23 protein-coding genes are annotated in these 25,923 nt (G+C 65.7%); 8 read left to right on the top strand and 15 right to left on the bottom strand.

The genetic code is table 11. The annotated features are described in order from the left end of the window. Window positions 1–12: 12 nt before the first annotated feature. The 13 genes from O9271_RS01840 to O9271_RS01780 are packed head-to-tail and all read right to left on the bottom strand — an operon-like array spanning window position 13 to window position 12,206. Window positions 13–1,548 (bottom strand): NADH-quinone oxidoreductase subunit M, encoded by a 1,536-nt coding sequence (locus tag O9271_RS01840; RefSeq protein WP_298265633.1) that lies wholly within the window; start codon window positions 1,546–1,548, stop codon window positions 13–15. Further along, entirely contained in the window at window positions 1,541–3,436 is a 1,896-nt protein-coding gene (gene nuoL, locus O9271_RS01835) for an NADH-quinone oxidoreductase subunit L (protein WP_298265631.1), read from the bottom strand. Before nuoL ends, O9271_RS01840 begins: the two co-directional genes overlap by 8 nt. Window positions 3,437–3,442: 6 nt before the next feature. Further along, on the bottom strand, window positions 3,443–3,745 hold the full coding sequence (nuoK, locus tag O9271_RS01830; RefSeq protein ID WP_291268461.1) for an NADH-quinone oxidoreductase subunit NuoK: 303 nt from the start codon (window positions 3,743–3,745) through the stop codon (window positions 3,443–3,445). A gap of 2 nt (window positions 3,746–3,747) precedes the next feature. Then, the gene (locus O9271_RS01825; protein ID WP_298265629.1) at window positions 3,748–4,242 is read right to left on the bottom strand and encodes an NADH-quinone oxidoreductase subunit J; all 495 of its coding nucleotides are present in this window, start codon (window positions 4,240–4,242) and stop codon (window positions 3,748–3,750) included. A 5-nt stretch (window positions 4,243–4,247) separates the two neighbouring features. Continuing rightward, entirely contained in the window at window positions 4,248–4,979 is a 732-nt protein-coding gene (locus tag O9271_RS01820) for an NADH-quinone oxidoreductase subunit I (RefSeq protein ID WP_298266281.1), read from the bottom strand. 5 nt (window positions 4,980–4,984) lie between these two features. After that, window positions 4,985–6,145, bottom strand: a complete 1,161-nt coding sequence (locus O9271_RS01815; RefSeq protein ID WP_298265627.1) for a complex I subunit 1 family protein — start codon at window positions 6,143–6,145, stop codon at window positions 4,985–4,987. Further along, a complete protein-coding gene (locus tag O9271_RS01810; RefSeq protein WP_298265625.1) occupies window positions 6,142–7,677 on the bottom strand; it encodes a 2Fe-2S iron-sulfur cluster-binding protein in 1,536 nt (511 codons plus the stop codon). The genes O9271_RS01815 and O9271_RS01810 overlap by 4 nt, the downstream gene beginning before the upstream one ends. Then, on the bottom strand, window positions 7,674–9,044 hold the full coding sequence (gene nuoF / locus O9271_RS01805; RefSeq protein ID WP_298265623.1) for an NADH-quinone oxidoreductase subunit NuoF: 1,371 nt from the start codon (window positions 9,042–9,044) through the stop codon (window positions 7,674–7,676). The genes O9271_RS01810 and nuoF overlap by 4 nt, the downstream gene beginning before the upstream one ends. Next, window positions 9,041–9,529 (bottom strand): NADH-quinone oxidoreductase subunit NuoE, encoded by a 489-nt coding sequence (nuoE, locus tag O9271_RS01800; RefSeq protein WP_298265621.1) that lies wholly within the window; start codon window positions 9,527–9,529, stop codon window positions 9,041–9,043. The genes nuoF and nuoE overlap by 4 nt, the downstream gene beginning before the upstream one ends. Beyond that, the gene (locus tag O9271_RS01795; RefSeq protein WP_298265619.1) at window positions 9,526–10,764 is read right to left on the bottom strand and encodes an NADH-quinone oxidoreductase subunit D; all 1,239 of its coding nucleotides are present in this window, start codon (window positions 10,762–10,764) and stop codon (window positions 9,526–9,528) included. Before O9271_RS01795 ends, nuoE begins: the two co-directional genes overlap by 4 nt. Further along, window positions 10,748–11,281 (bottom strand): NADH-quinone oxidoreductase subunit C, encoded by a 534-nt coding sequence (locus O9271_RS01790; protein ID WP_298265617.1) that lies wholly within the window; start codon window positions 11,279–11,281, stop codon window positions 10,748–10,750. Before O9271_RS01790 ends, O9271_RS01795 begins: the two co-directional genes overlap by 17 nt. A 1-nt stretch (window position 11,282) precedes the next feature. After that, the gene (gene nuoB, locus O9271_RS01785) at window positions 11,283–11,837 is read right to left on the bottom strand and encodes an NADH-quinone oxidoreductase subunit NuoB (RefSeq protein ID WP_298265615.1); all 555 of its coding nucleotides are present in this window, start codon (window positions 11,835–11,837) and stop codon (window positions 11,283–11,285) included. Between the two features lie 3 nt (window positions 11,838–11,840). Continuing rightward, complete coding sequence (locus O9271_RS01780) at window positions 11,841–12,206, bottom strand: NADH-quinone oxidoreductase subunit A (protein ID WP_291260804.1); 366 nt, start codon at window positions 12,204–12,206, stop codon at window positions 11,841–11,843. Window positions 12,207–12,634: 428 nt separating this feature from the next. Between O9271_RS01780 and O9271_RS01775 the strand changes: the two genes are divergently transcribed. From O9271_RS01775 to O9271_RS01740, 8 genes are all read left to right on the top strand, one after another. Then, the gene (locus tag O9271_RS01775) at window positions 12,635–15,643 is read left to right on the top strand and encodes a SusC/RagA family TonB-linked outer membrane protein (protein ID WP_298265613.1); all 3,009 of its coding nucleotides are present in this window, start codon (window positions 12,635–12,637) and stop codon (window positions 15,641–15,643) included. A 13-nt stretch (window positions 15,644–15,656) separates the two neighbouring features. Then, window positions 15,657–16,916 (top strand): hypothetical protein, encoded by a 1,260-nt coding sequence (locus O9271_RS01770; RefSeq protein ID WP_298265611.1) that lies wholly within the window; start codon window positions 15,657–15,659, stop codon window positions 16,914–16,916. A gap of 316 nt (window positions 16,917–17,232) precedes the next feature. After that, a complete protein-coding gene (locus tag O9271_RS01765) occupies window positions 17,233–18,228 on the top strand; it encodes a phytoene/squalene synthase family protein (protein ID WP_298265609.1) in 996 nt (331 codons plus the stop codon). 12 nt (window positions 18,229–18,240) lie between these two features. Next, entirely contained in the window at window positions 18,241–19,203 is a 963-nt protein-coding gene (locus tag O9271_RS01760) for a carotenoid biosynthesis protein (RefSeq protein WP_298265608.1), read from the top strand. A gap of 152 nt (window positions 19,204–19,355) precedes the next feature. Then, window positions 19,356–19,646 (top strand): hypothetical protein, encoded by a 291-nt coding sequence (locus tag O9271_RS01755; protein WP_298265607.1) that lies wholly within the window; start codon window positions 19,356–19,358, stop codon window positions 19,644–19,646. A gap of 41 nt (window positions 19,647–19,687) precedes the next feature. After that, on the top strand, window positions 19,688–21,202 hold the full coding sequence (locus O9271_RS01750; protein ID WP_298265606.1) for a phytoene desaturase: 1,515 nt from the start codon (window positions 19,688–19,690) through the stop codon (window positions 21,200–21,202). Between the two features lie 258 nt (window positions 21,203–21,460). Then, window positions 21,461–22,705 (top strand): trigger factor, encoded by a 1,245-nt coding sequence (gene tig, locus O9271_RS01745; RefSeq protein WP_298265605.1) that lies wholly within the window; start codon window positions 21,461–21,463, stop codon window positions 22,703–22,705. A gap of 35 nt (window positions 22,706–22,740) precedes the next feature. After that, a complete protein-coding gene (locus tag O9271_RS01740) occupies window positions 22,741–23,352 on the top strand; it encodes an ATP-dependent Clp protease proteolytic subunit (protein ID WP_291260796.1) in 612 nt (203 codons plus the stop codon). Window positions 23,353–23,530: 178 nt separating this feature from the next. Here the strand turns inward: O9271_RS01740 and O9271_RS01735 are convergent, their stop codons facing one another. Both O9271_RS01735 and O9271_RS01730 read right to left on the bottom strand, forming a co-directional pair. After that, window positions 23,531–24,916, bottom strand: a complete 1,386-nt coding sequence (locus O9271_RS01735; RefSeq protein ID WP_298265604.1) for a cytochrome P450 — start codon at window positions 24,914–24,916, stop codon at window positions 23,531–23,533. Next, a complete protein-coding gene (locus O9271_RS01730; RefSeq protein ID WP_298265603.1) occupies window positions 24,913–25,671 on the bottom strand; it encodes a hypothetical protein in 759 nt (252 codons plus the stop codon). The genes O9271_RS01735 and O9271_RS01730 overlap by 4 nt, the downstream gene beginning before the upstream one ends. Window positions 25,672–25,923 lie beyond the last annotated feature (252 nt).

Here is a 25,923-nt window from a genome sequence, read left to right as displayed (position 1 = left end):
CGAAGCGCCTCACTACCGGGCATCGGCGGGCAGGCGGGAGGTGGAGACCAGTTGCTGGAAGGTCCGCGCGGCCAGCTCAGTCTTGCGCAGCGGTCCGTCGGGGAAGAGTCCAAGCGCGAAGACCGCGACCGTGAGGATGCCGAGGACGGTCTTCTCGCGCAGTGTGAGCGCGGCGAGTTCGCCGTGCGGTGCCTTCACCGGACCGAAGACGAAGGTGAGGGCGAAGCGCAGCATGTAGAGCGCACCAAGCACGACGCCGGTCACGGCCGTCATGGACAGCACGAGCGGCAGGTTGTTGCCGTCGAGATGCTGCGGCCAGGCCGCCGTGAAGGCCCCCAGCAGCACCAGGAACTCGCCGGTAAACCCGCTGGTGGTGGGGAGCCCCACCGACGCCAGCGTGAAGATGATGAAGAAGACGCCGAACACCGGCAGCTGTCGCGCCAGACCACCGTAGGCGGAGAGTTCCCGCGTGTGGCCACGCTCGTAGATCATGCCCACGAGCAGGAAGAGGCCGGCAGCCACCAGCCCGTGACTCACCATCTGCACCACCGCGCCTTGAATACCCGCCAAATCGAGGCTGAGCAGCCCGAGCATCACATACCCCAGGTGACTGATGGACGAGTAGGCAATGATCTTCTTGATGTCCTGCTGCACGAGCGCCAGACACGCGCCGTACACGATGCTCACCACGGAGAGTGTCATGAGCACCGGCGTGAACACCCGCGTGGCGTCAGGGAACAGCGGGAAGCCGAGCTTCATGAAGCCGTACGTGCCCATCTTGAGCAGCACGCCGGCGAGGATCACCGAGCCGGGCGTGGGCGCCTCGACGTGCGCGTCTGGCAACCAGGTGTGAAGCGGCACCATGGGCACCTTGATCGCGAAGCTGAGCGCGAACGCAGCGAGCAACGTGGTCTGCACCTCGAGCGGCAGACGCGCCTGCACCAGATCGGCGAAGGCAAAGGAAGGCGCGGCCCCGGCCTGCTGCAGCGACCACACGAGGTAAATCACCGCCGCCAGCATGAGGATGGAGCCGAAGGCCGTGTACAGCACGAACTTCACCGTGGCGTAACTGCGCCGGGCACCACCCCAGATCCCAATGATGAGGAACATGGGGATGAGCATCGCTTCCCAGAACAGATAGAACAGGAAGAGATCCTGCGCCAGGAAGGCTCCCATCATGGCGAACTGCAGCAGCAGCACATTCACGTGGAACAGTGCCACGTCCTTCTTGATGGCGGTCCAGGCACCGAGAACGACAAGCGGGCCGAGAAACGCCGTGAGCAGCACGAGCAGAATGTTGACCCCGTCGAGCCCCACGGCGTACGAGACCCCCCACTGCGGAATCCACGGGATGCTCGTCCCGGCCTGAAGGCCGGCCATCGTGCCGTCGAAATGCAGGTACAGCACGGCCGCCAGCGCGAACTGCACGGTCATGATGGCCGTGGTGGTGACGCGCACGGCCTCGGCGTTGCGGCGCACCAGCGTCAGTAGCGCCGCGCCCACGACCGGCAGGACGAGCACCAGGTTGAGCAGCACGGCATCAGACATGACGCCAGCTCCAGAGCAGGGCGCCCACCATGCCCAGCATCACCAGCAGCGCGTACAGCTGCAGGCTTCCGGTTTGGACGCGCCCCAACCACCCCGCGGATCGCTGGGCGAACGCGGCGAGCCCATTGAGTGTGCCGTCAATGATCATCCGGTCGCCAATCCGCAGGAAGACATGTTCGGACACCCACGCGAGCGGTCGCACGAATAGAGCAGCGTAGAGTTCATCGACGAAGTACTTGCCCTCGAGCACCCGGTACACGGGCCCGGCGCTGCGGGCCAGCCGGTCCGCGCGAGACGCCGGCCCGCCGTACAGCCAGACCGCCAGCCCGACGCCGGCAAAGGCAATCACGGCGGATCCGTACAGCAGCGGGGTGTGGTACTGCGCCAGCGAGGCCGCGACGGGCGGGAGGGGAATGATGGGCTCGAGGAAGTGGGGGATGCCGATGTAGCCGCCCCCGATCGACAGCAGCGCGAGCACGCCCAGCACGCCCGTCATGGACAGGGGCGATTCATGAACGTGATGCTCCACCTCATGGCTCATGCGTGACGCGCCGAAGAAGGTGAGCCACAGCAGGCGGGTCATGTAGAATGCGGTAAGAAACGCTGTGACAGCGCCCATGCCCCACAGCCACGGCGCACCACCGCGCTTGCTCGCCAGGGCAAACCAGAGGATTTCATCCTTGGAGAAGAACCCGGCGAGCCCCGGAACGCCGGCTATGGCGGCGGTAGCGATGAGGAACGTCCAGAAGGTGATCGGGATGCGCGTGCGCAGACCGCCCATCTTGCGGATGTCCTGTTCGCCACCGAGGGCATGAATGACGCTACCGGCCCCGAGAAAGAGGCAGGCCTTGAAGAAGGCGTGCGTGACCACGTGGAAGATGGCCACGCCGTATGCCCCGACCCCGAGGGCCACGAACATGAAGCCCAGCTGCGACACGGTGGAGTAGGCGAGCACCTTCTTGATGTCGGTCTGTACCAGAGCGATCGTGGCGGCAAAGAACGCCGTGAGCACGCCGACCACCGCCATGAGCTGCGAGACATCGGGGGCCATCAGGTACAGCCCCGACATGCGGGCCACGAGGTAGACCCCGGCCGTGACCATCGTGGCGGCGTGAATGAGCGCCGAGACGGGTGTGGGGCCGGCCATGGCGTCCGGAAGCCACACGTACAGTGGAATCTGGGCCGACTTGCCGGTGGCGCCGATGAACAGAAAGAGCCCCACGAGCCCCACCGGCACCATGGCCCCCTGCCCCGCCGCCAACGCCATGGTGATGGTGTCCATGTCGAGCGTGCCGAAGGCGCGATACAGCAGGAACATGCCAAGCAGGAAGCCGGCGTCGCCGATGCGATTGGTGATGAACGCCTTGCGACCGGCCGCGGCATTCGCCGCTTCGTCGAACCAGAACCCGATGAGCAGATAGGACGCGAGGCCAACGCCCTCCCACCCGACGAACAGCACCAGCAGGGAACGCCCGAGGACCAGCAGCAGCATGAAGAACAGGAAGAGATTCAGGTACGCCATGAAGCGCCCGAAGCTCTTGTCGTCGTGCATGTAACCCGTGGAATAGATGTGGATGACCGATCCCACACCCGTGACGACGAGCGTCATGATCGCCGACAGACGATCGAAGTAGAACGTGATGTCGAAATGGTGATCGCCCACCAGCGCCCAGCGGTAGAGCGGTGCCACCAGGGGCTCGTAGCCTCCGCCCTGCAGCGTGAGGAAGGCCTGGATGGTGAGGGCAAAGGCCGCGATCGGCATGGCACACCCGATGGCGGCAGCAATCTTGTGGGAAAAGCGGTTGCCGCCGAGGGCGGTGGCGAAGGTGCCGTTGAGCAGGAAACCCAGGAGGGGGAGGAGCGCGATGAGCGCCAACGGGTTGGTCATGCGCGGCTAGCCCTTGAGCTCGGAGTAGCGGTCCACGTCGAGCGACCGGGCGTGTTTCACCAGCAGCAACACGATGGGAATGGCGAGGGCCACCTCGGCGGTGGCGACCACGAAAGTGAGAAACACCATGACCGCGCCCGCGGCATCGCCGCGCTGCTGCGAGAAGGTCACGAGGGTCAGGTTGACGCCGTTGAGCATGAGTTCCATGCACATGAGCATCACCAGCGCATTGCGACGAATCACGACCCCGAGCAGCCCGATCGTGAACAATCCGCCGGCAATGGCGAGGAGAAACGACGACTGGTCCATGCTCACCCCTGTCGCCGACGACTGACATTCACCACCGCGAGGGCGGCCACGATGGCTCCCACGAGAAACACCGTGGTGAGTTCGAACACCAGCCAGTACTGCGACAAGAAGACCGAGGAGAACTGCACGAGGTTGAACGTTTCGCCGCCTCGCGCCGGCGAGGCCGCGCTGACGCCACGCAGCATGACCACGCCAAGCGCCGCAGCCAGCAGGACACCCACCACGGCGCCCGGGACGGCCAGCGACGAGAAGCGCCTGCTGCCGGGCGCTTCCTTGACCTCAAGCAGCATGATGACGTACACCATGAACACCATCACCGCGCCGACGTAGATGAGCACCTGGAAGGCCGCGATGAAGTGGACACCCATGAGTCCGTACACGGCGCCGAGCGCCGTCATGGACGTAATGAGGGCGAGCGCCACGCGCATCGGTTCGCGCAGGAACAACATCGACGCCGCCGCCCCCAACGAGACGAGCCCGAACAGGGCAAGGGCCACGGCGTCTATTGTCCGCGTCCTCGCTTCACGCTTTCCCCGAGTGTCAACGGCACGGGCTTGGGCGGATAGGGTTTCGCCACGTCCTGCTGCGGCCTCCAGGTCAGCATCTCATCCATCGTCATCCACATCTCGTAACGGTTGTCCGACACGAGATCGGGCACATCCTCCTGCATGCGGATGGCATCCTCCGGGCACGCCTCCACGCACATGCCGCAAAACACGCAGCGCGAGTAGTCGATCTCGAAGCGCACCGGGTACTTGGGGTGCGCGGGATCGTTGGGATCGAAACCGGCCTCGATCTCGATTACCTTGGCCGGACACACGGTGGCGCACATGTTGCACGCGATGCACTGCGGCGATCCGTCAGGGCGCTGCGTGAGAATGTGCTTGCCTCGGTTCCGCGGCGCGAAATCGACGCGCTTCTCTTCGGGATAGTAGGTCGTGACCGCGCCCTTTCGACCGGTCAGCCACTTTCCCATGTTCCGCAGAAAGATTCCGGTGGTAATGGCCAGTCCACGCAGCACCTCCGGGAGATACGCCTTCTCCCACCAGGTCATCGTCGGCTCGTTCCAGTACTGCTTGCGCGCGTAGCGCACGGGCGCCTTGCGTACCGCCGGCGGGGACGCCGGCGACGGCCGCTCTCGCGTCGCCTTCTGCGCCGCCAGCCGTTCGTTGTCGCCGAACGCCACGCCCGTGACCCCGGCGGCGGGCGGTGACACCACAGGGTCCTTCAGCATCGGATTCACTGGCCACCTCCGGCGAGCCACATCCACACCACGGTCACGGCGAGATTCGCCAGCGACAGCGGCAGCAACATCTTCCACGACAGGCCAAGCATCTGATCGTACCGGAACCGCGGCAGCGTCCAGCGAATCTGGATCTGGATGACGCACAGCAGCGCGACCTTGCCGAGGAAGGTGACGAGCTGCAGCGGAACCCGTACCGCCTGGCTGAGCGCGATCTCGGTGCCCCACGGCAACGAGAACCCGGCGTCGGTCATGAACGGCAGGTTGTAGCCGCCCAGAAACAGCGTGGCGAACAGGGCGCCCACCACGGCGATCTGGATGAACTCCGAGAACATGAAGAGCCCGAGCTTCATCGCGCTGTACTCGGTGAAGTAGCCGGCGATGAGCTCGGACTCGGCTTCGGGGAGATCGAACGGAATGCGCTTGTTCTCGGCGATGGCCGCCGTGAGGAAGAGGAACGCCGCGAAGGGCTGGTAGACGATACCCCATGCCGGTAGAACGCCGCCGATGGTGCCCGACTGCTGGCGCACGATGTCGCCGAGGTTCACGGTACCGTACACCAGGATGAGTCCCAGTACCGTCAGCCCCATGACGAGCTCGTAGCTGATCATCTGCGACCCCGCCCGCAGCCCCCCCAGCAGCGAGAACTTGTTGTCGGAGGCCCAGCCGGCAAGCATGGCGCCGATGATGCCGAGGCTGCTGAAGGCAAACACCACCAGCAGCCCCGCATCGAGATTGGCGATCTGCATGGGGTAGGCGCGGTCCCCGAACCACGAGGAGAGCGCCGGAATGAGTTGCCCCGGCACCACCGTACCGCCAAACGGGATCACCGCGAAGACCAGCAGCACCGGCGTGAACACGAGGAAGGGCGCCAGGAAGTAGCCCACCGCATCGTGTGTCCGCGGCTTGAAGTTCTCCTTGAGCAGCATCTTGAGACCGTCAGCCATGCCATGGAACAGCCCCAGCCACACCAGCTTCACGTTGGTGAACGGGATGCGGATGTAGGCGCGATTGGCCCCCACCCGGTCCGCCATCACCGCCGACTGCTTGCGTTCCACCCAGGTGAGCAGCCCGCCGAAGCTGAGCAGCATCACCATCGCATAGCCGATGAAGACCAGCGTCACCACCAGATCGGGGAGCATCCCGGTGCCGCTCATGCGCCGGCTCCGGCCAGCGCGCGCGGCGCCGGGTGACCGGCCAGACGCGCGAAGAGCTGCTCGGCGTGCGCCACCGGTGCCTTGGGGGGGAAGCAGGCCGTGAACGGGGTCACCGTGCCGGCAAAATTGGTGTAGTGACCGCTGCGCTCCGTCTGAATGCTGAGCGGAATGAACACGTGGGCGGTGGCATTGTGCGCGAAGGCATAGCCGTCGAGTCGGATGACCGTGGCGCCGGGCGGCAGCACGTCGTCCGCCACCCCTTCGCCCCACACGAGCACCACGTCGCTGTCCGTGAGCGCCGCCGCCGCGTCGGCGGGCAACAGCGGGAAGCGGGCCGTCGCGGCCGTGAGATTGGGATTCTTGTCGGCCTTGATGAGCAGCGCATCCTCGAGCACTTCGCCCGGGAGCGGCAGCTGATCGGGCTTCGCGTACGCCCCCATCGACGCGCCGAGCCGATCGGCGAAAGCACCATGGAAAGCGGCGAGTTCCTCGTTGGATCCCCAACTCGAGACCAAGGCTACGACACGGCGCGCGCCGCGCAGGAGCGCTGAGGCGCGGTCGATGGCGACGTCCAGTTCCACCGGCATGCCCTGCACCAGCGCCTGCATGGCACGCGGTCGCTCGAAGAGCTGCGCCAGGTCACGTCCCTTGTTGCAGATCCACATATCGTTCACCGCCGGATTCTCCAGCGGGGTCACGCGCTCGATGCGCGTATTGAGCTGCGGGTCGAGCGCCTTGAGCGCCCACTCGGGCTTGCGATGCCAGATGTTGATGCTGCACCCGCGTGAGCACCCCGGACAGACGCTCGGTGTGGCCCTGGTATACCACACACGCGCATGATCGAGGTTCTGCCGCGACAGCAAGGCGCCCACCGGACAGATGTCGATCACATTGTCGGAGTAGGCGTCCTCGTTGAAGTTCGCATCCTCCGCGGGGCGGATGAGCGCGTGATCACCGCGATGGACGGCGGCGAGGGCGTGCGACTCCGAGACCTCGTGCGTAAAGCGCACGCAGCGCGTGCACATGATGCACCGCTCGTTGTCCAGCATGATGCGGTCGGACAACGGGTAGAACTTGGTTGCGTGGTTCTTGCGGTCGATGGAGAGCGAGGCGCGCCCGTTGTGCTCGTAGTGGTAGTCCTGCAGGATGCACTCGCCAGCCTTGTTGCAGATACCGCAGTCCACCGGATGATTGAGGGTGATGAACTGCATCGTTTCACGACGCAGTTTCTTCACCGTGTCGGATTCGGTGAGTACCCGCATCCCCTCGGTCACCGGCATGTTGCAGCCGATGTCGAACCAGGGGTCGCCCTTGTCCTGTTCGACCTCCACCATGCAGATGCGGCAGTTGCCCGGCACCGAGAGATCCGGGTGCCAGCAGAAGTGCGGGATGTCCATGCCCGCGCGCCGTGCCGCCTGAATCACGGTCTCGCCCTTGAACGCCGTGCACGGAACGCCGTTGATGCTGAACGCGATCGTCTTGCCGGTGTCCACCGGCTCGTTGTTGCCGCGCTTGCGGTCGGCGTGGCTCATCGTGCCCCCGCAGTGGCGTGAAGCGGCGTGGGCACCGCACCGGCGAACGGGTCGTCGATGGCGAGCACCCCGCCCATCATGGAGTGGCCGTTCTTGATGTAGTACTCGAACTCCTCGCGATAGTGATCGAGGATGGCGGTACAGGCGTAGCCGGCGGAATCGCCCAGGCTGCAGATGGTGGTGCCATCGTTCGCATTGGAGATGTGATACAGCCGGTCGATATCGTCGAGTCGTCCCTCGCCGCGCACGATGCGGTCGAGCACCCGCTCCATCCACCCCATCCCCTCACGACACGGGGTGCACTGCCCGCAGGATTCGTGGTGGTAGAAGCGCTGGATGACGCGCGCCAGACGCACCATGCATGTGCCCTCCGCCACGGCGATCATGCCGCCGGACCCCAGCTGCGAACCGGCTGCCACGGCGCTGTTGTGGTCGAGCGTGACGCCCCGAATCTCGTCGCGATTGAGGATCTTGGTGGAGACCCCACCGGGGATCACGCACTTGAGTTCGCGCCCGCCGAGCATGCCGCCGCAGTCCTCGAAGAGAAACCGCTCCCACGAGTATCCGTACTCGACCTCGTATACCCCCGGCCGCACGATGTGCCCCGAGATGGAGATCATCTGCGTGCCCGGACTCTTGGGCGTACCCGTGCGCCGGAAGTCTTCGGCACCGAGGCTCATGATGACCGGCACGTTGGCCAGCGTCTCGACGTTGTTCACCACAGTGGGTTTCTGGTACAGCCCCTTCACCGTGAGCCGTGGCGGCCGGTTGCGCGGCCAGCCCTTCTTCCCCTCGAGCGAGGCGAGCATGGCGGATGCCTCACCGCACACGTACGACCCCGCGCCGCGGTACACCACCACATCGAGCGAGTACGACGTCCCGAGAATGTTCTTCCCCAGCAGCCCGGCGGCGTACGCTTCATCGACAGCCCCCTGAATGCGTCGCCACGCGAGATCAAACTCCCCGCGAATGTAGATGAACGCGTGGCGTCCGCCGATGGCATACGACGCGAGGATGAGCCCCTCGAGCGACATGTGCGGCACGCACTCCAGCAGCCAGCGATCCTTGAAGGTCCCGGGCTCGCCCTCATCGGCGTTCATGCACACGTAGTGCGGTTCGCCATCATCGGGGCGAATGACGCCCCACTTGCGTCCGGCGGGGAAGGCGGCGCCACCGTGCCCCAGCAGGCCGGCCGCGCTCACTTCCTTGATGACGTCGGCGGGCTGCAGCTCGCGCAGTACCTTCTCGAGGGCCTGGTAGCCGCCGCGCACGCGATAGGCCGCCAGGTCGTGCGATGTGTCGGTGACCGGGAAGTTCATGAAGAACTTCCGCCCGGAGAGCGTGGGCGAGGGATAGGCGTCACTCACCGGGCCAGCTCCTCGAGCAGAGCGTCGACCTTGGCCGGCGTGAGATCCTCGTGGTAGCCCTCGTTCACCATCATCATGGGCGCCGTGCCGCAGGAGGCGAGACACTCCGCCGTGGACAGGGTGAACCGGCCGTCCGGCGTCGTTTCGCCGGGCCGGATGCCCAGCCGACCGCACAGGTAGCTGATGAGCCCCTCAGCCCCACGCAGCGAACAGGAGGCGTTGTGGCACACCTGCAGGTGGTGGGTGCCCAGCGGCGTCCGAGTGAACATGGTGTAGAAGCCGAGGACTTCATCGACCTGCGTGCGGGGCACGCCGAGGTACGCCACCAGTTCGTCGATATCGCTGTCGGCGATGTAGCCGCGTTCCTCCTGAATGCGTCGCAGGCAGGGAATGGTGAGCGACCCCTCGAACCCGGCGGGGTAGCGTTCCTTCCAGCGCTCGAACTCGGGGATCAGATGCTGAATGTTCTTCATGGGGTCGGTCATCGATCGCACTCGCCGCCAATCATGTTGACCGACCCGAAGGTGGTCACGATGTCGGCCAACTGGTACCCATCGAGTATGGTGTGCACCCCCCCCATGTGGACGAAACTGGGGGCGCGCACATGCACCTTGTACGGCTGGCCCTCGCCGTTGCTGACGCAGTAGAAGCCGAGCTCACCGTTGGCCCCTTCGTGGGCCACGTAGATGTCGCCGGCCGGCACGACGGGCCCTTCCATGACGAGCTTGAAGTGATTGATGAGCGACTCGATCTCCGTGTACACGAGTTCCTTCTCGGGAAACACGCAGCGGCGGTCATCGACCATGATGGGCCCCTCGGGGATCATGTCGAGCAGCTGGCGCATCATGTACACCGACTCGTCCATCTCGCGCATGCGCACGTAGTACCGGTCGTAGTTGTCGCCCTTGATCCCCACGGGCACGTCGAAATCGAGTTCTCCGTACGCCAGGTACGGCGTGTCCTTGCGCAGGTCACGCGGGGCGCCGGTGCTGCGCAGGATGGGTCCGGTGAACCCCCAATGAACGGCGCGCGCCGTGTCGATGACGCCCACGTTGCGCATGCGGTCGATGAAGATGCGATTGCGGTCGACGAGGCCGTGCACCATGCCCACGTACCGCTCGTAGTCCGCGAGGATCTCCTCGAGCCGCCGGAACCAGCCCGGGGGCACGTCGAAGGCCAGTCCACCTATGCGACCGTACGAATAGGTGACCCGCGCGCCGGTGAGCGCCGCGAGATGCTCATACATGCTGTCGCGGGCGGTGACCAGGTACAGAAACCCGGTCATGGCGCCCAGCTCCATGAGCTGGGCCGCCACGCACGTGAGGTGGTCGGCCACGCGGCTGTACTCGGCGAGCAGCGTGCGCAGGTACTTGGTGCGGGGCGTGATCTCGATGCCCATGAGCTGCTCGACCGCGTCGCAATACGCGAAGTTGTTGATCAGCGCCGAGCAGTAGTTCAGCCGGTCCACGTACGGCATGAGGTTGTGCCAGGTGTGATCCTCGCACTCCTTCTCGAATCCGCGGTGGAGATAGCCACAGTGCACGTCGGTACGCACCACCTTTTCCGCATCCATCTCGGCGATGATCTGCACCGTACCGTGCGTGGCGGGGTGCGACGGGCCGATGCTGACCACGGTGGTGTCGTCGCGACTGGCCGCGAACACCGGATGCACCGGGTTCGCAATGGGCGGGCGGAGCACGGGGTCAGCGGACAAGGGCACCCTGCGGAGGAAGATACGGCACGAGCGGCTGCTCCTTCTGCTTCGGGTAGTCCTTGCGCAGCGGATGACCGACGAAGCCTTCGTACAGCAGGATCGGGCGCAAGTCCGGGTTCCCCCGGAAGACGATCCCGTACATATCGTGGCACTCGCGCTCCATGTAGCCGGCGGCGCCATAGAGCGGCGTGAGCGAATCCACGGTGGGGTCCGGGTCGGGCACGCGCGCCTTGAGGCGCACGCGCACGTGCGCGGCGGTCGAGTAGAAATGCCAGACCACCTCGAAGCGGAGCGGCGCGCCAGGCCAGTCCACCGCGGTCACATCAAGGAAGAGATCGAAGCCGAACTCGTCGCGGAGTCGACGCGCCATCGGCAGCAGCTGATCGGGGGTGAGGGCGAAGACGAGGACCTTGTGCTGCACCCCGAGGCAGACGACGGGGGTCTCAGCACTGACCTGTCCTCCCGACCCCGCTTCGCCGGGGGAAAGCTGCTCGCGCAGCCGGTCGAAGAGTGGGGCGGTCACGTCAGAATCGGTCGTTGATGATGGGATGTCGCCCCTGCGCGATCTTTTCCTGCAGGCGCATGATGCCGTCGATGACCATCTCGGGACGAGGCGGACACCCCGGCACGTAGATGTCCACGGGAATGATGCGGTCGATGCCGGGGAGCGACGCGTAGTTCTGATAGAAGCCCCCCGTGCTCGCGCAGACGCCGAAGGCCATGACCCACTTGGGTTCGCACATCTGCTCGTAGACCTTGAGCAGAATGGGAGCCTGCTTCTGCGTCACGGTACCGACGACCATGAGCAGGTCGGCCTGCCGCGGGGAGAAGCGCGGCAGTGCGGCACCGAAGCGGTCCGTGTCGTAATTGGATGCGCTGACGGCCATGAACTCCATGGCACAGCAGGCCGTGACGAAGGGGTACGGAAAGAGCGAGAACTTGCGCGCCCAGCCGACCAGTTCGTCCTTGCGGGTGGTGAGGTACTCGAAGGTGGCGGGCTTGCTGTGCGCCTCGACGCCCGTGCCGGCGGAGGCCGCGGCACCCGTGCCGTCGAGAATGGGAAGTCGCTTGCCGTACATCGCCTACTCCGTCACCGCTTCGAGGATGCGCGCCTTGTAGACGTACAGCAGGCAGAGCACCAGCAGTGCGGCAAACAGGAAGAACGTGAACACCATGAACCCGGAGAGCGGGCGTGCTCCGAGGGCCCAGATGAACAGGAACATGGTTTCGAGGTCGAACAGCAGGAACGCGATGGCCACCGCGTAATACTTGATGGGGACGGCCTTCACATTGATGACATCCACGGGCGTGGCGCCGCACTCGAAGGGCTCCAGCTTGGTGGACGTGCCTGCCGGTTTGGGGCCCAGCAGAGCGTTCAACGACAGCGCCAGGCCGACAAAGCCGACAATGGCGGTCAGATAGAGCAGAAATGTGAGATACGGCGTCATCGAGCAGGCACTGGGGAGTGCAGCCTGTGTGGAGACTGGGGGGCGGGACTGGGCACGACGCTGCCCCCGGCGGGGAGCATCCGGCAGGCTGATCCACACACCTTGCCGGATCCGCGAACGTGAACCCCGGTACCAGCCCCCGTCAAGGCGCCATCACCATCGAGGCCCCGCCGTTCCAGACACAGGAACATACGCAACCGTGGCCGGTTGCCTCACACCATTCAGCCCTGCCAGGCCAGACGTTGGATGGGCCGATCCGCGCCCGCTGTCTACTCTTTGAGAACTTATCGGTTAGCATCTATCTTCGTCCCGTGTCGGCGCGACTGGCCCCCCAACCGGCCCGTCGTCGCTCACGGCGCGTTCCCCTCCTCGCCCCGCCCGTTTCGCTGCGGGGCCCTCCTCCTCTGTTCCACTCTCTGGAGAAGTTGATGTCCCATCGGTTGAGCATTACCCGTTGGGCAGCAGCGGTAACCTCCCTGGTCCTGGCGGGATCGTTGGGCGCGCAGCAGGCGCCCACCGGTACCATCAGCGGCAAGGTGATCGACGCCGCCACCAAGCTGCCAATTTCGGATGTTCGGATTTCTCTCGTAGGAACCATGCTGGCCGCTCCCACCAACAAGGATGGTGAGTACCGCCTGCTGAACGTTCGGGCGGGTAGCGTCAGCGTCGCCGCCCTGCGCATCGGCTACAAGTCGGTCACGCAGACAGCCACCGTCACCGCCGGCACGACGACCAGTCTCAACTTCGAGATGTCCACGTCGGCCATCAACCTGTCCGAAGTGGTCGTGACCGGCACCGCCGGCAACCAGGAGCGCAAGGCGCAGTCGGCGCTCGTCGCCTCCGTTACGGCGGCGGACATCATCAAGGACGCGCCCGTCACGAACGTGGCCAACCTGCTGCAGTCGCGCGTGCCCGGTGTGGCGCTCAGCTCGCAGTCGGGCACGAAGGGCACGGCCACGCAGATCCGCATCCGTGGTGCTTCCTCGATCAACCTGTCGAACCAGCCGCTTGTCTTCATCGATGGCGTGCGCGTGAACGAAGGCATCATCGGGTCCGGGCAGTCGGGGCAGGCCTACGACCGCTTCAACGACCTCAACCCCGATGAAATCGAAAGCATCGAGGTGGTGAAGGGCCCCGCGGCGGCGACGCTCTACGGTGCCGACGCCTCAGCCGGCGTGATCCAGATCATCACCAAGAAGGGCAAGGCGGGTTCGGGCAGCTTCCAGCAGACGCTGCGCGCCGAGCAGGGCACGTCGAGCGTGTCGTACTGGGACATCCCCGACAACTACGCCAATTGCACGGCGGCGACCGTGGCCCCCACGAGCACCAACCCGCTCTGCCGCGGTCGCGCGGTTGGTGACTTGGTGAGCGACAACCCGCTCGAGCGCGTCGGCGCCTTCCGCGACGGCACGGAGCGGCTCGTGAACTACGGCATCCGGGGTGGCGGCCAGAACTACGGCTTTGCCCTCAACTACGGGTCGGACAACTCGTCGGGCACGCTCCCCAACGAAAGCTTCAACCGCTACAACCTCCGCACGAACGCCAACTATATCGCCAACTCGAAGCTCAACTTCGACATCGGTCTTGGCCTCGTGCAAACGGCCACGCGCCTTCCGGACAACGACAACAACATCTTCGGCTGGATCGGCGGCGCCCTGCTGGGCAGCCCCGCCACCCGCAATGACGGGCCGAACGCCGGGCTGTCGAACAACGGCTGGTTCTCCAACCGCCAGTTCAACGCCATCAACTCGGTGTATCGCCAGCTGCTCTCCAAGCGCGTCACGTCGAGCATCACGGCCAACTACGCGCCCACCGACTGGTTCACCAACCGGTTCACCGGCGGTCTCGACTTCGCGAACGACCTGCAGACCAGCTTCTTCCCGCGCAACGACAGCCTCTGGTATGGCGGTCTGACCGACGGTGGCAGCAACGCCCAAACGTCGCGCGGCGCCGAGCGCTACACGTTCGACTACCTGGGCAACATGAAGAAGCAGTGGGGGAGCGACTGGGAAACGAACCTCTCGTTCGGCCTCCAGGTCATCTCGACCCGCAACACGAATCTGAACGCCACCGGCATCGGCTTCGTGACCAACGCGAACAACTCGATCGGCTCGGCGTCGCAGACCACGGGCGGTGGCGGCTTCACGGAGCAGCGTCAGTACGGCTACCTCGGCCAGCTGCAGATCGGCAACCAGAACAAGCGCTTCCTGCAGGTGGGTGTGCGCATCGACCGCAACTCGTCGTTCGGTGACCAGGCGCCGAGCTTCGTGCTCCCCAAGATCGGCGGTTCGTGGGCGATCAGCGAAGAAGGGTTCTTCTCCCCCCTGACCCGCTTCGTGAACACGCTGCGTCTCCGCGCCGCGTACGGCACCACGGGTCGCTCGCCGAACCCGGGTGACGCGCTCACCACGCTGGCCGCGGCGTCGTACAACATCACCGGCACGACGCTCGCCGGTGCCGTGCTCGGCAACCCCGGCAACGCCGACCTCAAGCCCGAGCGGGGTACGGAGTTCGAAGCGGGGCTCGATGCCGGCTTCTTCGACAACAAGGTGTCGACGGAAGTCACGTTCTTCCGCAAGACCACGCAGGATCTGATCATCGCCCGTCCGATTCCGCCGTCGCTTGGCTTCAACGCCAACCCGCTGGCGAATCTCGGCTCGGTGCTGAACCAGGGTGTGGAAGTCGCGGTCAACGTGACGGCGGTGAACAAGCGCAACGTGCGCTGGGATGTGCGTGGTGCGGCCAACACGCTGCGCAACGAGCTGACGAGCCTCGGTGGCATCTCGCCCTTCGCGCTTGGTGGCGTGGGTCGCGCCCTCAAGGGGCAGCAGCTCGGCGTGATGGTGGCCAAGCGCGTGCGCTCGGTCGACGCCGCGGCCAACCGCGTGGTCGTGAGCGATACGCTCGAGCCGGTGGGCAACCTGTTCCCGACGCTCGAGTGGAACATCACGAACACCCTGACGCTCTTCAAGAATCTGCGCATCGCCGCGCTGCTGGACGCGAAGCGTGACTTCGTGGTGTACAACAACACGCGCTTCTTCCGCGAGACGCAGCTGGTGCGTTCGAACCTGCGCCTCGACCCCACGGCCCTGCCGGCCGAAGAGCGGCTGCGCCGGTTCGGCCCGTTCGTGTCGGAAGCCAACGGGTCGGCGGTGCCGGTGAACGACGCTCGCGAGCCCTACATCGAGCGTGGCGACTTCGTGCGCCTGCGCGAACTGTCCGCCACGTACGATGTGCCGCGCTTTCTGATGGACAAGCTGGGCAAGCGCGTGCAGGGTGCCTCGGTGACGCTGGCGTTCCAGAACGTGCGCCTGTGGAGCGACTTCTCGGGGGCCGATCCGGAAGTGAACGCGCAGACGGGTGCCTTCGCGCGCGAAGACTTCCTCACGGCGCCGCTGCCGCGCCGCTCGGTGCTCCGTTTCAATCTCAACTTCTGACCGCAACCATCCCATGAAGAAGATCGTCCGCGCGGTTTCGCGCACGGCGGCGGGTGCGGTACTCGCCCTCGGCGCGACCGCCTGCGGTGACGAGTTCGTCACCGTGACCAATCCCAACGTCATCGACGCCTCCACGGTGGACCCGGTGTCGAGCGGCAACACCCTGGCGCTGTCGGCGCAGCAGAATTTCGTCGACATGTTCGGGCTGCTCGCGATGTACGGCGCCTGGTTCAGCGGCGAGGCGAACGTGTCCGACACGTTCCCCACGCGCAACGAGTTCGGCGTTCGCAACATCACGCCACTCAACGGGTCGCTCAACGGTGACGTGTGGGCGCCGCTGTCTCGCGCCATCGCCTCGGCCAAGCAGGTGCTCGACCTCGCGCTGCCGAACCCGAACACCAACATCAGCGTGGCGCGTGCGGCCACGTTCCGCGGCTTCGCCATGCTGCAGATGGCCAGCGATTTCTGCACCGGCAGCTTCTCGTCGGGGCCGGAACTCAACACGAATCAGATGCTCGATTCGGCGTCGTTCTGGCTCACCCGCGGCATCGAGGTGGGGCGCGCCAACGGAACGGCGGAAGGTGCGTCGCTGGCGAACCTGGCCCTCGTAGGCCGTGCTCGCGCGCGCCTGCAGCGCCGGGACAACGCCGGGGCGGCGGCGGATGCCGCGGCGGTGCCGGCCGGCTTTGAGTTCACCATGCGCTACACCGACGACCCGGGTAACCGGGCCCGCCTGTCGAACGACCTGTGGTTCTTCAGCTTCGACCGTGGGTCGATCAGCGTGGCCCCGTTCTGGCGCACGAACGATCCGCGCGTGCCGTACCGTGTGCAGGGCGGTACGCCCGCGCCCACGGCGCAGCCCCAGGATCCCGTGCCGGGTGGTTTCCACCAGCAGTTCAAGTTCCCCGGCTATGCGGCGCCCATCCGCCTCGCGAGCAAGCTGGAAGCCGACTACATCGCGGCCGAGGCGTCGGGGGACGTGACCACCCAGCTGACGCTGATCAACGCCCGCCGGGCGGCAGCCGGCCTGGTGCCCTACAGCGGTCCGCAGGACGCGGCGAGCGTGAAGCGCGAGCTGTTCACGCAGCGCGGCTATGACTTCTATCTCGAAGGCAAGCGCGTGGCCGACTTCCGCCGCGACCCGGCGGCCACGGCGGGCGTGACGGCGACCGGACAGCCGTACTTCAAGCCCGGCATCGGCAACACGGGAACGGACACCTGTTATCCGATTCCGTTCGTTGAGCGTGACAACAACCCCAACATGCGCACCTGAGTCGCCGGCATGCGGGACGTGTAAAGGGGGGAGGGGCCATCGCGGCTCCTCCCCCTTTTGTCGGCCACCCTGTCAATTATCCGTGACACTGGCGCTGTAAGAATCAGTTGACAGTTGGACCAAGCGGTCACAGGTTCATTATCATCCCCGGAGCCGTCGCGTTTTCGCCCCCCGTGGGGGGCAGGAACCCGTTGTCCCGTCCTGCGTTAAGCTCGTGCCGGGGATCACTGCGGTTTCCGGGCCAGCCTGTGCCATCTTCGTCATCCCTGCCTGACATCGCTTCGATGAAACCTCGGCGTCTTCCGAGTTCGGTGGCATGATCGCACCCGCCACGCGCAGCAATGCGCACACCGATGCGGCGGAGTGCGCGCGCATCACGATGGCGCATGCGCGCACCTTCTCGCTGGCCAGCAAGCTGCTGCCATTGGAAAAGCGCCGTGCGGCGTACGCGCTGTACGCCTTCTGCCGCGTCGCCGACGACCTCGTGGATCAGGCCGATCACGGCAATCTCGTGGCGCTGCGCCTGCAGCTCGACGCGTACCGTGAGCAGTTGCAGGCCGCGCTCGATGGGCGCCCGTCGGGTCCCATCTTCCGTGAAATGGCGTGGGTGACGCGAGCGTACGAGGTGTCCCCCGCCCCCCTCTTCGAGCTGCTCGATGGCGTGGGTCGCGATCTCGAGGCGCACACATACGAAACGTGGCCCGAGCTCGAGCAGTATTGCGAAGGGGTGGCGAGTTCGGTGGGTGAGATGTGCACCTACGTCTTTGGTGTGCCGGCTGGTCCGGCGATGCGGGTCAAGGCCATCCAGTATGCGCGCACGCTGGGTACCGCCATGCAGCTCACCAACATCCTGCGGGATGTGGGTGAGGATGCGGGACGCGGGCGCTGCTACCTGCCGGCTGAGGATATGGCGCGCTTCGGGCTGACGGCGCAGGATGTGCTGGCGCGCGATCCCGCATTGGCGCGCCATGCGTCGTGGGCCAAGCTCATGGCCTTCGAGGTCAGCCGGGCGCGCGCGTTGTACGCGGCGGCCATGCCCGGCATTGCCCTGCTCGATGCCGACGCCCAGCGGTGCGCGGCTGCTTGCGCGACGGGCTACGCCGGCATCCTGTCCGCCATCGAAGCCCAGGGATACGACACCATCTCGTCGCGAGCCCGCATTGGTCGACTCGCGCGCGTGGGCATACTCTGGAACGCGTGGCGGTACCGCGCCCCCACGCCCGATCTGTCCGCGCTGGGCCATGGCCCGCGCATCGTGTGGGAACCCAACACGGCATCGTCCAACGCCGATGCACTTGTCCGTCTTGCCTGAGGTGCAGTTCGCATGACCCTGTACACAGACCAACAGGACAGTACGAAGTCGACGCTCTTCAAGATCGCGTCGATCACCCTGCTGGGGCATCTGTTTTTCAGTGCGTTTTCCGCGTTCGCCTTTGCCACGTTCCTGCTGCCCCCATATCCGGAGTGGTTGCAGACGCCGCAGAACCAGAAGGTGATGGCCATGGGCTTCACCTACGGCGGCGCCACCACGGTCACGCTGGGAGCCATCTCCGGCCTCGCCTTCCTCGCGTGGGCCGTGGGGACGCGCAAAGCGGTGATCACCTTCCTCGTGGCCTTCATCCTGGCGCTCACGTCGGAGTACGTGGGCACGCGGTGGGATTATCCGTTCGGCGCGTACGAGTACAGCAGCCAATTGGGATACAAGATCGGCGGCAAGGTGCCGTTCAACATCCCGACGTCGTGGTTCTACATGCTCGTCGCGTCGCTCGCGATTTGCGGCCGCTTCCTCAAGGGGACGGACGACAACGTCTCCAAGTGGTGGTGGTCACTGGTGGGCGGCGTGGTGCTCACGCTGTGGGACGTGTCCATGGACCCGGCCATGGCGAAGACGAACCACTGGTTCTGGGAGATCGGGGACCTGTCCAACCGCTCGCAGTTCGAGCAGTGGATCGGCAATCCCATCTTCTTCGGCATGCCCATCACCAATTGGCTCGGGTGGCTGCTCACCGGTATCCTGGTGGCGCGGGTCATGCTTGCCTTCGTGCCGCCGTCGGAGTGGGTGGCCAAGGTGGCACCGCACCGCCTGCCGATCGCCTTGTACGCCATCAACGGCCTGCTGCCCATCGCGATCTGTTTCCGCTGGGACATGGTGCCGGCCGGCGTACTCGGCACCATCGCCATGGTCATCCCGCTCTGGGCGGCGCTGCGCAATGATCCGGCGCCGCTGACGAGTCTGGGGACCACCCCGCTGCAGCCGGCTCGCGATGGCGCGCTCGGTACGCGCTGACCGAGGCTCCCCACACTCCCGAAGGGCGAAACGGCCGGGCCACCCGCCCGGCCGTTTCCTTTTCCCCTACATTTGACGCAAGGCGGCCGCAGCCATAGGGGTTTCCCGGGCACACCGCGCGCCGCTGCCGCGTTAGCCTACTCGACTGCGACATGGATCGCCTCGTTCCCATTTTCGACTCTGATGCCCTGCCGATCGGCATCCTCGTTCTCATCGTGTTCGAGGCGCTGGTGTTGGTGATCTGGCAGCGGCGCACGCCCGACTCCGCATTGGGGAAGCCCAATGTTGCCCGGATCGTGTCGTTTCTCGGAGCGGGGGGTTCGCTCGTTGCAGCCATGATCTTCCACCGGCGTCCTGACCCGTCGCCCGAGGGGTTCGCCATTGCCATGCTGTCGGCCATGGTCATTCACCTCTGGCACATTGCCGTCCTGCTGCGTCGCTGAACACGCATCAGCGGCGTCCCGATCCTCCAGCTTTCCGATCCATGCGCATCGTCGTCATTGGCAGTGGCTTCGGCGGCATCGCCGCCGCAATCCGTCTGCAGGCCCAGGGACACGAGGTCACCATCGTCGAGAAGCTCGACAAACCGGGTGGCCGCGCATACGTGTTCGAGCAGGACGGGTTCACGTTCGATGGGGGCCCGACCATCGTCACGGCACCGTGGGTGCTCGACGAGCTGTTCGCCCTGACCGGCCGCAGGACCGAAGACTATATCAAGCTCGTCCTGCTCGATCCGTTCTACAACATCCGGTTCGAGGACGGCAGCGTCTTCCACTACAACGGCAGCAAGGACGACATCTTCCGTCAGGTCGAGGCCTTTTCGCCCAGCGACGTGGAGGGCTACCGCCGCTTCCGCGAAAAGTCGTGGGAGATTTTCAACGTCGGCATGCCGCTCATTGACAAGCCGTTCCTCACCATCGGCTCCATGGTGTCGGCAATCCCCGATCTCGTGCGTACGCGCGCCGACCGCTCCGTGGCCGGATTCGCCGAGAAGTACATCAAGGACGAGCGGCTGCGGCAGGTCTTCTCGTTCCACCCGCTGCTCGTGGGTGGCAATCCGTATCGCTCATCGAGCGTGTATGCGCTCATCCACAAGCTCGAGCAGCAGTGGGGGGTGCTCTTCGCCATGGGCGGCACGGGCGCACTCGTGCGCGCGCTCATCCAGGCCTTCGAAGACCTGGGCGGCGAGCTGCGGCTCAACAGCGAGGTGGATGAAATCCTCGTGGGCGACAACCGCCGCACCACGGGTGTGCGCCTCAAGAACGGGCAGCAGCTGCGCGCGGACGCCGTGGTGTGCAACGGCGATCTGGTGCAGGCCTATCGCACGCTCATCGCGCCCGAGAAGCGCCCCAGTGTGCCGAATCGCAAGGTGGAGAAGCTGCAGCACTCCATGTCGCTGTTCGTGATCTACTTCGGCACCAACAAGCAGTACCCCGGCACGGCGCACCACGAGATCATCATGGGTCCGCGCTACAAGGCGCTGCTCGAGGACATTTTCGAGCGCAAGATCCTGTCCGACGACTTCTCGCTGTACCTGCACCGCCCCACCGCCACCGATCCCTCGCTTGCGCCGCCGGGGCACGACTGCTGGTACGTGCTCTCGCCGGTGCCGCATCTGGGCAGCGGCACCGACTGGGAAGCGGTCGGGCAGCGCTATCGCGACAAGATCATGCAGTATCTTGAGGATCGGTATCTCCCCGACCTGCAGCAGCACATTGTCACCGAACGGCGCATCGATCCGCGGTACTTCGAGAACACGCTCAACAGCTACCTGGGGAGTGCCTTCGGTCCGCAGCCGGTGCTGACACAGTCGGCGTACATGCGGCCGCACAACCAGAGCAAGGACATCCCCAACCTGTACTTCTGTGGCGCGGGCACGCACCCGGGTGCCGGCCTCCCCGGGGTCATCGCCTCGGGCAAGATCGTGGCGGAGTTGATCGGGGGCGCCCCGGCGCGCAAGGGAGCGAAAGAGCCGGCGCCGACGCTGGCGCCGGTCTGACCCCACCCGCCTGAGCACTGAGACGTCAGGGCCAGCTGGCGGAGTTGAGAGGCTGAGGCGGAGACATGAGCCCGGATCGCGGTGAGAGTTGCGCGGGTGAGCGGTGAGCACTGAGCGTCGGTCCTCAACTCTCACCGCTAGAACCCTCCACCTCACTGCGATCCGGGCTCAATTCTCGCCCTGTGCGTCTCAACTCTCCGGCTCAATTCTCGGGTCTCCCCCTCCAGTCTCCCCGAATCCCAAGCTAGATTTTCCAGGATGAACATCACCATCACTCCGACCGAGACCGCTGGCGTCTCCCGGCGCCTGCAGATCACGGTGCCGGCCGATACCGTGGCCTCCTATGAGGACCAGGCGGCGCGCAAGTACGCGACGCAGGTCCGCCTTCCGGGCTTCCGCCCGGGCAAGGCTCCGCCGTCCATGGTGCGCAAGAAGTTCCCCGAGGCGGTGCGCCAGGAAGCCATCGAACTCGTGATCAACGAGGCGTTCCGCGAGGCCATTGAGCGAGAGGGCTTGAAGCTGGCGGCCCAACCGCATGTGCACGATCTCAAGGCCGTTCCGGGACAGCCGCTGGAGTTCGAGCTGCACTGCGAAGTGCGCCCGGAACTGACGCTGGAGAAGCTCGAGGGGTACACGCTCACGCGGACCGAATCAGCCGTGAGCGACGAACTCGTCGAAGAGCAGATCGAGCGCTTGCGTGAACAGAAGGCGGAGTGGTCGCCGGTGGAGGATAAGGCGGCCGATGGGGACATGGTCACCGTCCTGCTCTCCACCGCCGAGGCCGACGGATCGCTGCCCGAGGGGAAGGAGTACCGGCTCGTGCTGGGGGGCGGTCAGGCGATCGCCGGCATCGAGGAGCTCATCATGGAAACCGCGCCGGGCGCCACGGCAGAGAAGTCGGTGCGCTGGCCCGACGACTTCCCGGATGAGACGCAGCGCGGCGTCTCCAAGGTCGTGCGCGTGGTGGTCAAGGACGTCAAGCGCAAGGCGCTGCCGGCACTCGACGATGCGTTCGCCCGCGAGGTCGGAGACTTCGACACCGTCGACGCGCTGCGTTCGACGGTGCGGACCGACATGGGCGAGCATGCGCGCCGCGAGGCCGAGGCCGACGTGCGTGGGCAGCTCATCCGGCAGATCGTGGACACCAACCCGTTCGATGTGCCCAAGGCGTGGGTCATGCAGCTCGTCGAGGGGTACATGCAGATGTACGGGGTCCCCGACGCGCAGAAGCAGACGTTCGCCAAGGAGTTCTATCCGATGGCGGAGAATCAGGTGCGTCGCGACCTGATCGTGGATACGATCGCCGAGCGTGAGTCGATCGCCGCCAGCGCCTCCGAGGTCGACGCGCGCGTGGAAGAGTTGGCGAAGGCGCGGAACGCCGATCCCGGTCAGGTGTACGCGCAGCTCCAGAAGCAGGGGCGCCTGCAGGAGATCGAGCGCGAGATCACCGAGGAGAAGGTGTTCACCTGGCTGCTCGAGAAGAATCCCGTGACGACGGCGTGAGCCGCCGTCTTGTAGTCACCTGAATGGAGAACGTGATGGCATCGATCTACATGCCGTACATCATCGAGCGCTCGAGCCGTGGCGAGCGCACGTATGACATCTTCTCGCGCCTGTTGATGGACCGCATCGTGTTCCTGGGGTCGCCGATCAACGACGACGTCGCGAACATCATCATCGCGCAGATGCTCTTTCTCGAGGCCGACAACCCCGAGAAGCCCATCCACCTGTACATCAACTCGCCGGGCGGGTCCGTTTCCGCCGGCTTGGCGATGTACGACACCATGCAGTTCATCAAGGCGCCGGTGCACACCACGTGCATGGGCATGGCCGCCTCGATGGGCGCGTTCCTGCTCTGCGCCGGCGCGGCCGGCCACCGCAGCGCGCTGCCGCACAGCCGCATCATGATCCACCAGCCGTCACAGAACGGCGGCGGCGGCTCGGCCTCGGACATCGAAATCCAGGCCAAGGAGATCCTCTATCTCCGCAGCAAGATGAACGAACTCATGGCCAAGCACTCCGGCCGCCCGATCGAGCAGATCGAGCGCGACACCGACCGCGATCGCTTCATGAGCGCCGAAGACGCTCGCGTGTATGGTCTGGTGGACAACGTCATTCAGCACCAGGCGGAGCTTGTCGCCGCCAAGTGAGGTGGGCGCCTCCGGCTCCTTGGGAACGCGTTCACACGGAGCTCGCGGAGGCTGGTGAGGTCACGGAGCACTGCCAACGAACAGGAAGAGGAAGGGCCAGCAACCGGCCCTTCCTCTTTTTGCCTTCCCATGGGTTTCGCGCTTCTCCGTGCCCTTACCGACCTCGGCGAGCTCCGTGTCAGCGCGTCTCCAGGGCCTGCGAACGCACCCGCATCATGATCTCCACCGCCGGCCGCGTGGTGAGCCGCGCGTAGGGCCGCACCGTCTCCGGCTGCAGCGCCTCGAAATCGAAGCGCCGCACCAGCCGCGCAATGATGAGCGCCGTCTCGATGGTGGCGAACGCCGCCCCCACGCAGATGCGCGGTCCGGCGCCGAATGGCAGGTAGCTGCCGGGCACCTGCTCGGCCTCGCGCTCGGGGAGAAACCGGTCGGGATCGAACAGCGCCGGATCCTTCCACAGCGTCACGTGGCGGTGAATCGACCAGGGCGCAATCATGAGCATGGTTCCCCGCGGCACCCGTCGCCCCGCAATCTCCGTGTCCTTGCCCGCCACGCGCGGCAGGAAGGTGATGGGCGGATAGAGTCGCAGCACCTCGCGGAAGAAGTTGCGCACGTAGGGCAATCGCTTCGTGTGCTCGAGCAGCACCGGGCCGTCGCCCGCCACGGCGTGCACCTCGTCACGAATGCGCGCGACCACGTCGGGGCGCTGGGACAGGATGAAGAACGCCCAGGTGAGCGAACTGGCTGTGGTTTCGTGGCCGGCGAGAAAGAACACGCCGAGCTGGTCGATGAGCTCTTCGCGCGTGAACGGGGCGCCGGTGTCGCTGTCGCGCGCCTCCAGAATGGCCCCGGCAATGTCGTCGTACTCGGGGTGCTGCAGACGCGCATCCAGCATGGTCCCCAGGTGCATGCGAATGCGGGCGCATGCCTGCCGCACCGGTTCGGGCTGCGTGACCGGCGACCACGGCTTGTCCCAGAGCAGGCGCTTGATGTCGATGCTCCCCACCTGTCGTTCGAAGCGCATGAAGTCCTCGAACACGTCGTGTGAGGTCTGCCCTTCCAGCGGGACGGAGAAGATCGTGCGCGTGATGACGTCGGCGGTGAGGTGGCTCATGGCCGCGTCGAGGGAGAAGGTCTCCCCACTGCGGGCCTGCGCCGTGAGGCGCTGCTCGTAATCGTCCACGGCGGCCGCCATGAACTCGAAGGCCCGGTTGATCCGCATGTGCGAGAACGCCGGATCCACCATTTTGCGCTGTCGGCGCCAGGTGTCGCCGCTCGTGACGAACATGGAGTTGCCCACCAGATCCTCGAGCGCTTCCACGAACAGGTCGTTCTTGGGGAAGGTGTCGTGATCGGTGAGGATGCGCGACACCCAGACCGGGTCGTTGACGAGCAGAATCCCCCGCCGCGTGTAGCCGAGCGGCGTGATCATCTCGCGATAGGCGAGGTCGGGGAGGAGGCTCAGCAGGTCCTTCTCGCGGCGCCAGAGGAGGCGCAGCAGCGACGGGACCGGTGGCCGGGGGGTTGGGGCGGGGGGACGCCAGAGCGTGGCGGTGCCCGTCACGCCTCCGCTCCGGCAGGCTGTGATGCCCCTGGGCCCCGTCGCGTGCGGTAGAAGGCCAGCCGGATGCGCGCCTGATGGTAGATGATGATGACCAGCCCCACGGCCAGCGGAATGGCCCACATTTTGGGATTGAGTGCGTGACCGGGATTGAGGCGCACGAAGCCGAAGGCCATGAACGCCGTGTACACGGAGATTCCCGACCCCACGATGGCCTTTACGTGCTCCAGCTGGTACAGGATCCGGCTGGGCGCGGCGCTGTAGATGAACCAGAGGTTCGTGAGCCCCGAGGCCACCCCCACGATGGCGAACGCCTCCATGAGTCCTTCGTCGATGAGCCATCCGCGATAGGCGCAGTAGAGTGCCGCCACGATCGTGAGCACGTTGAGCGCCACATTCAGCGGGTGCCGGTTGGCCGGGTGATCCTTCTTGTTGCGAATCGTCGCCACGCCGTGCCAGACGAGCTGGATGGTGAGGATGGCGAGGTACAGCATCATCCAGCCGAAGATCCCCTCGATACGGGACTGCGGCCAGGCGAGCGCGACCTGCTTGGGGTGCGTGGTGAGCGGATCGAGCAGGGTGGTGATGGACATGCCGATCGCCATGCTGGCCGTGACCAGCATCAGACGGGCGTACCAGTGCCCCACCTTCCGGTGGGTCTGGCTTCCCTTGCGCCCGAGTGTGGGGATCCAGAACAGGACCAGCCCCACCGCCCCGCAGGCGATGTGAACGAACAGGAAGCCTTCGAAGGGCCACATGGGCGCGTGGGTACCTGTGACGGGAACGGGGGTATCAGCGGGGGAAGCGGTCCAGCCGCCTGCTGTCCGGCGGATTCTGCTGGAAGTTGGCGCCGGTTGGGATTTCGCGGGAGGGTGCCGACACTTCCCACCACGGCGTTTCGCTTGACCCTGCCTGTCTCAGGGGGTTAACTCTCTCAGTTGTGCGGCGCTGGCCGCCGCGCACTGTTTTTCTCTGCCGGGCGGGGATTTCGTCCCCGACTTGCCCACCGT

It is taken from the genome of Gemmatimonas sp. (assembly GCF_027531815.1).
GTDB lineage: Bacteria > Gemmatimonadota > Gemmatimonadetes > Gemmatimonadales > Gemmatimonadaceae > Gemmatimonas.
The sequence above is the reverse complement of the archived record's forward strand: the minus strand, read 5'-3'. Positions and strand labels throughout refer to the sequence as shown.

What these genes read in the sequence shown, in the direction of transcription:
- O9271_RS01840 (WP_298265633.1), bottom strand. Translation starts at nt 1,548, where the DNA reads ATGTCTGATGCCGTGCTGCTCAACCTGGTGCTCGTCCTGCCGGTCGTG.
- nuoL (WP_298265631.1), bottom strand. Translation starts at nt 3,436, where the DNA reads ATGACCAACCCGTTGGCGCTCATCGCGCTCCTCCCCCTCCTGGGTTTC.
- nuoK (WP_291268461.1), bottom strand. Translation starts at nt 3,745, where the DNA reads ATGGACCAGTCGTCGTTTCTCCTCGCCATTGCCGGCGGATTGTTCACG.
- O9271_RS01820 (WP_298266281.1), bottom strand. Translation starts at nt 4,979, where the DNA reads ATGCTGAAGGACCCTGTGGTGTCACCGCCCGCCGCCGGGGTCACGGGC.
- O9271_RS01815 (WP_298265627.1), bottom strand. Translation starts at nt 6,145, where the DNA reads ATGAGCGGCACCGGGATGCTCCCCGATCTGGTGGTGACGCTGGTCTTC.
- O9271_RS01810 (WP_298265625.1), bottom strand. Translation starts at nt 7,677, where the DNA reads ATGAGCCACGCCGACCGCAAGCGCGGCAACAACGAGCCGGTGGACACC.
- nuoE (WP_298265621.1), bottom strand. Translation starts at nt 9,529, where the DNA reads ATGACCGACCCCATGAAGAACATTCAGCATCTGATCCCCGAGTTCGAG.
- nuoB (WP_298265615.1), bottom strand. Translation starts at nt 11,837, where the DNA reads ATGTACGGCAAGCGACTTCCCATTCTCGACGGCACGGGTGCCGCGGCC.
- O9271_RS01780 (WP_291260804.1), bottom strand. Translation starts at nt 12,206, where the DNA reads ATGACGCCGTATCTCACATTTCTGCTCTATCTGACCGCCATTGTCGGC.
- O9271_RS01775 (WP_298265613.1), top strand. Translation starts at nt 12,635, where the DNA reads ATGTCCCATCGGTTGAGCATTACCCGTTGGGCAGCAGCGGTAACCTCC.
- O9271_RS01770 (WP_298265611.1), top strand. Translation starts at nt 15,657, where the DNA reads ATGAAGAAGATCGTCCGCGCGGTTTCGCGCACGGCGGCGGGTGCGGTA.
- O9271_RS01765 (WP_298265609.1), top strand. Translation starts at nt 17,233, where the DNA reads ATGATCGCACCCGCCACGCGCAGCAATGCGCACACCGATGCGGCGGAG.
- O9271_RS01760 (WP_298265608.1), top strand. Translation starts at nt 18,241, where the DNA reads ATGACCCTGTACACAGACCAACAGGACAGTACGAAGTCGACGCTCTTC.
- O9271_RS01755 (WP_298265607.1), top strand. Translation starts at nt 19,356, where the DNA reads ATGGATCGCCTCGTTCCCATTTTCGACTCTGATGCCCTGCCGATCGGC.
- O9271_RS01750 (WP_298265606.1), top strand. Translation starts at nt 19,688, where the DNA reads ATGCGCATCGTCGTCATTGGCAGTGGCTTCGGCGGCATCGCCGCCGCA.
- tig (WP_298265605.1), top strand. Translation starts at nt 21,461, where the DNA reads ATGAACATCACCATCACTCCGACCGAGACCGCTGGCGTCTCCCGGCGC.
- O9271_RS01740 (WP_291260796.1), top strand. Translation starts at nt 22,741, where the DNA reads ATGGCATCGATCTACATGCCGTACATCATCGAGCGCTCGAGCCGTGGC.
- O9271_RS01730 (WP_298265603.1), bottom strand. Translation starts at nt 25,671, where the DNA reads ATGTGGCCCTTCGAAGGCTTCCTGTTCGTTCACATCGCCTGCGGGGCG.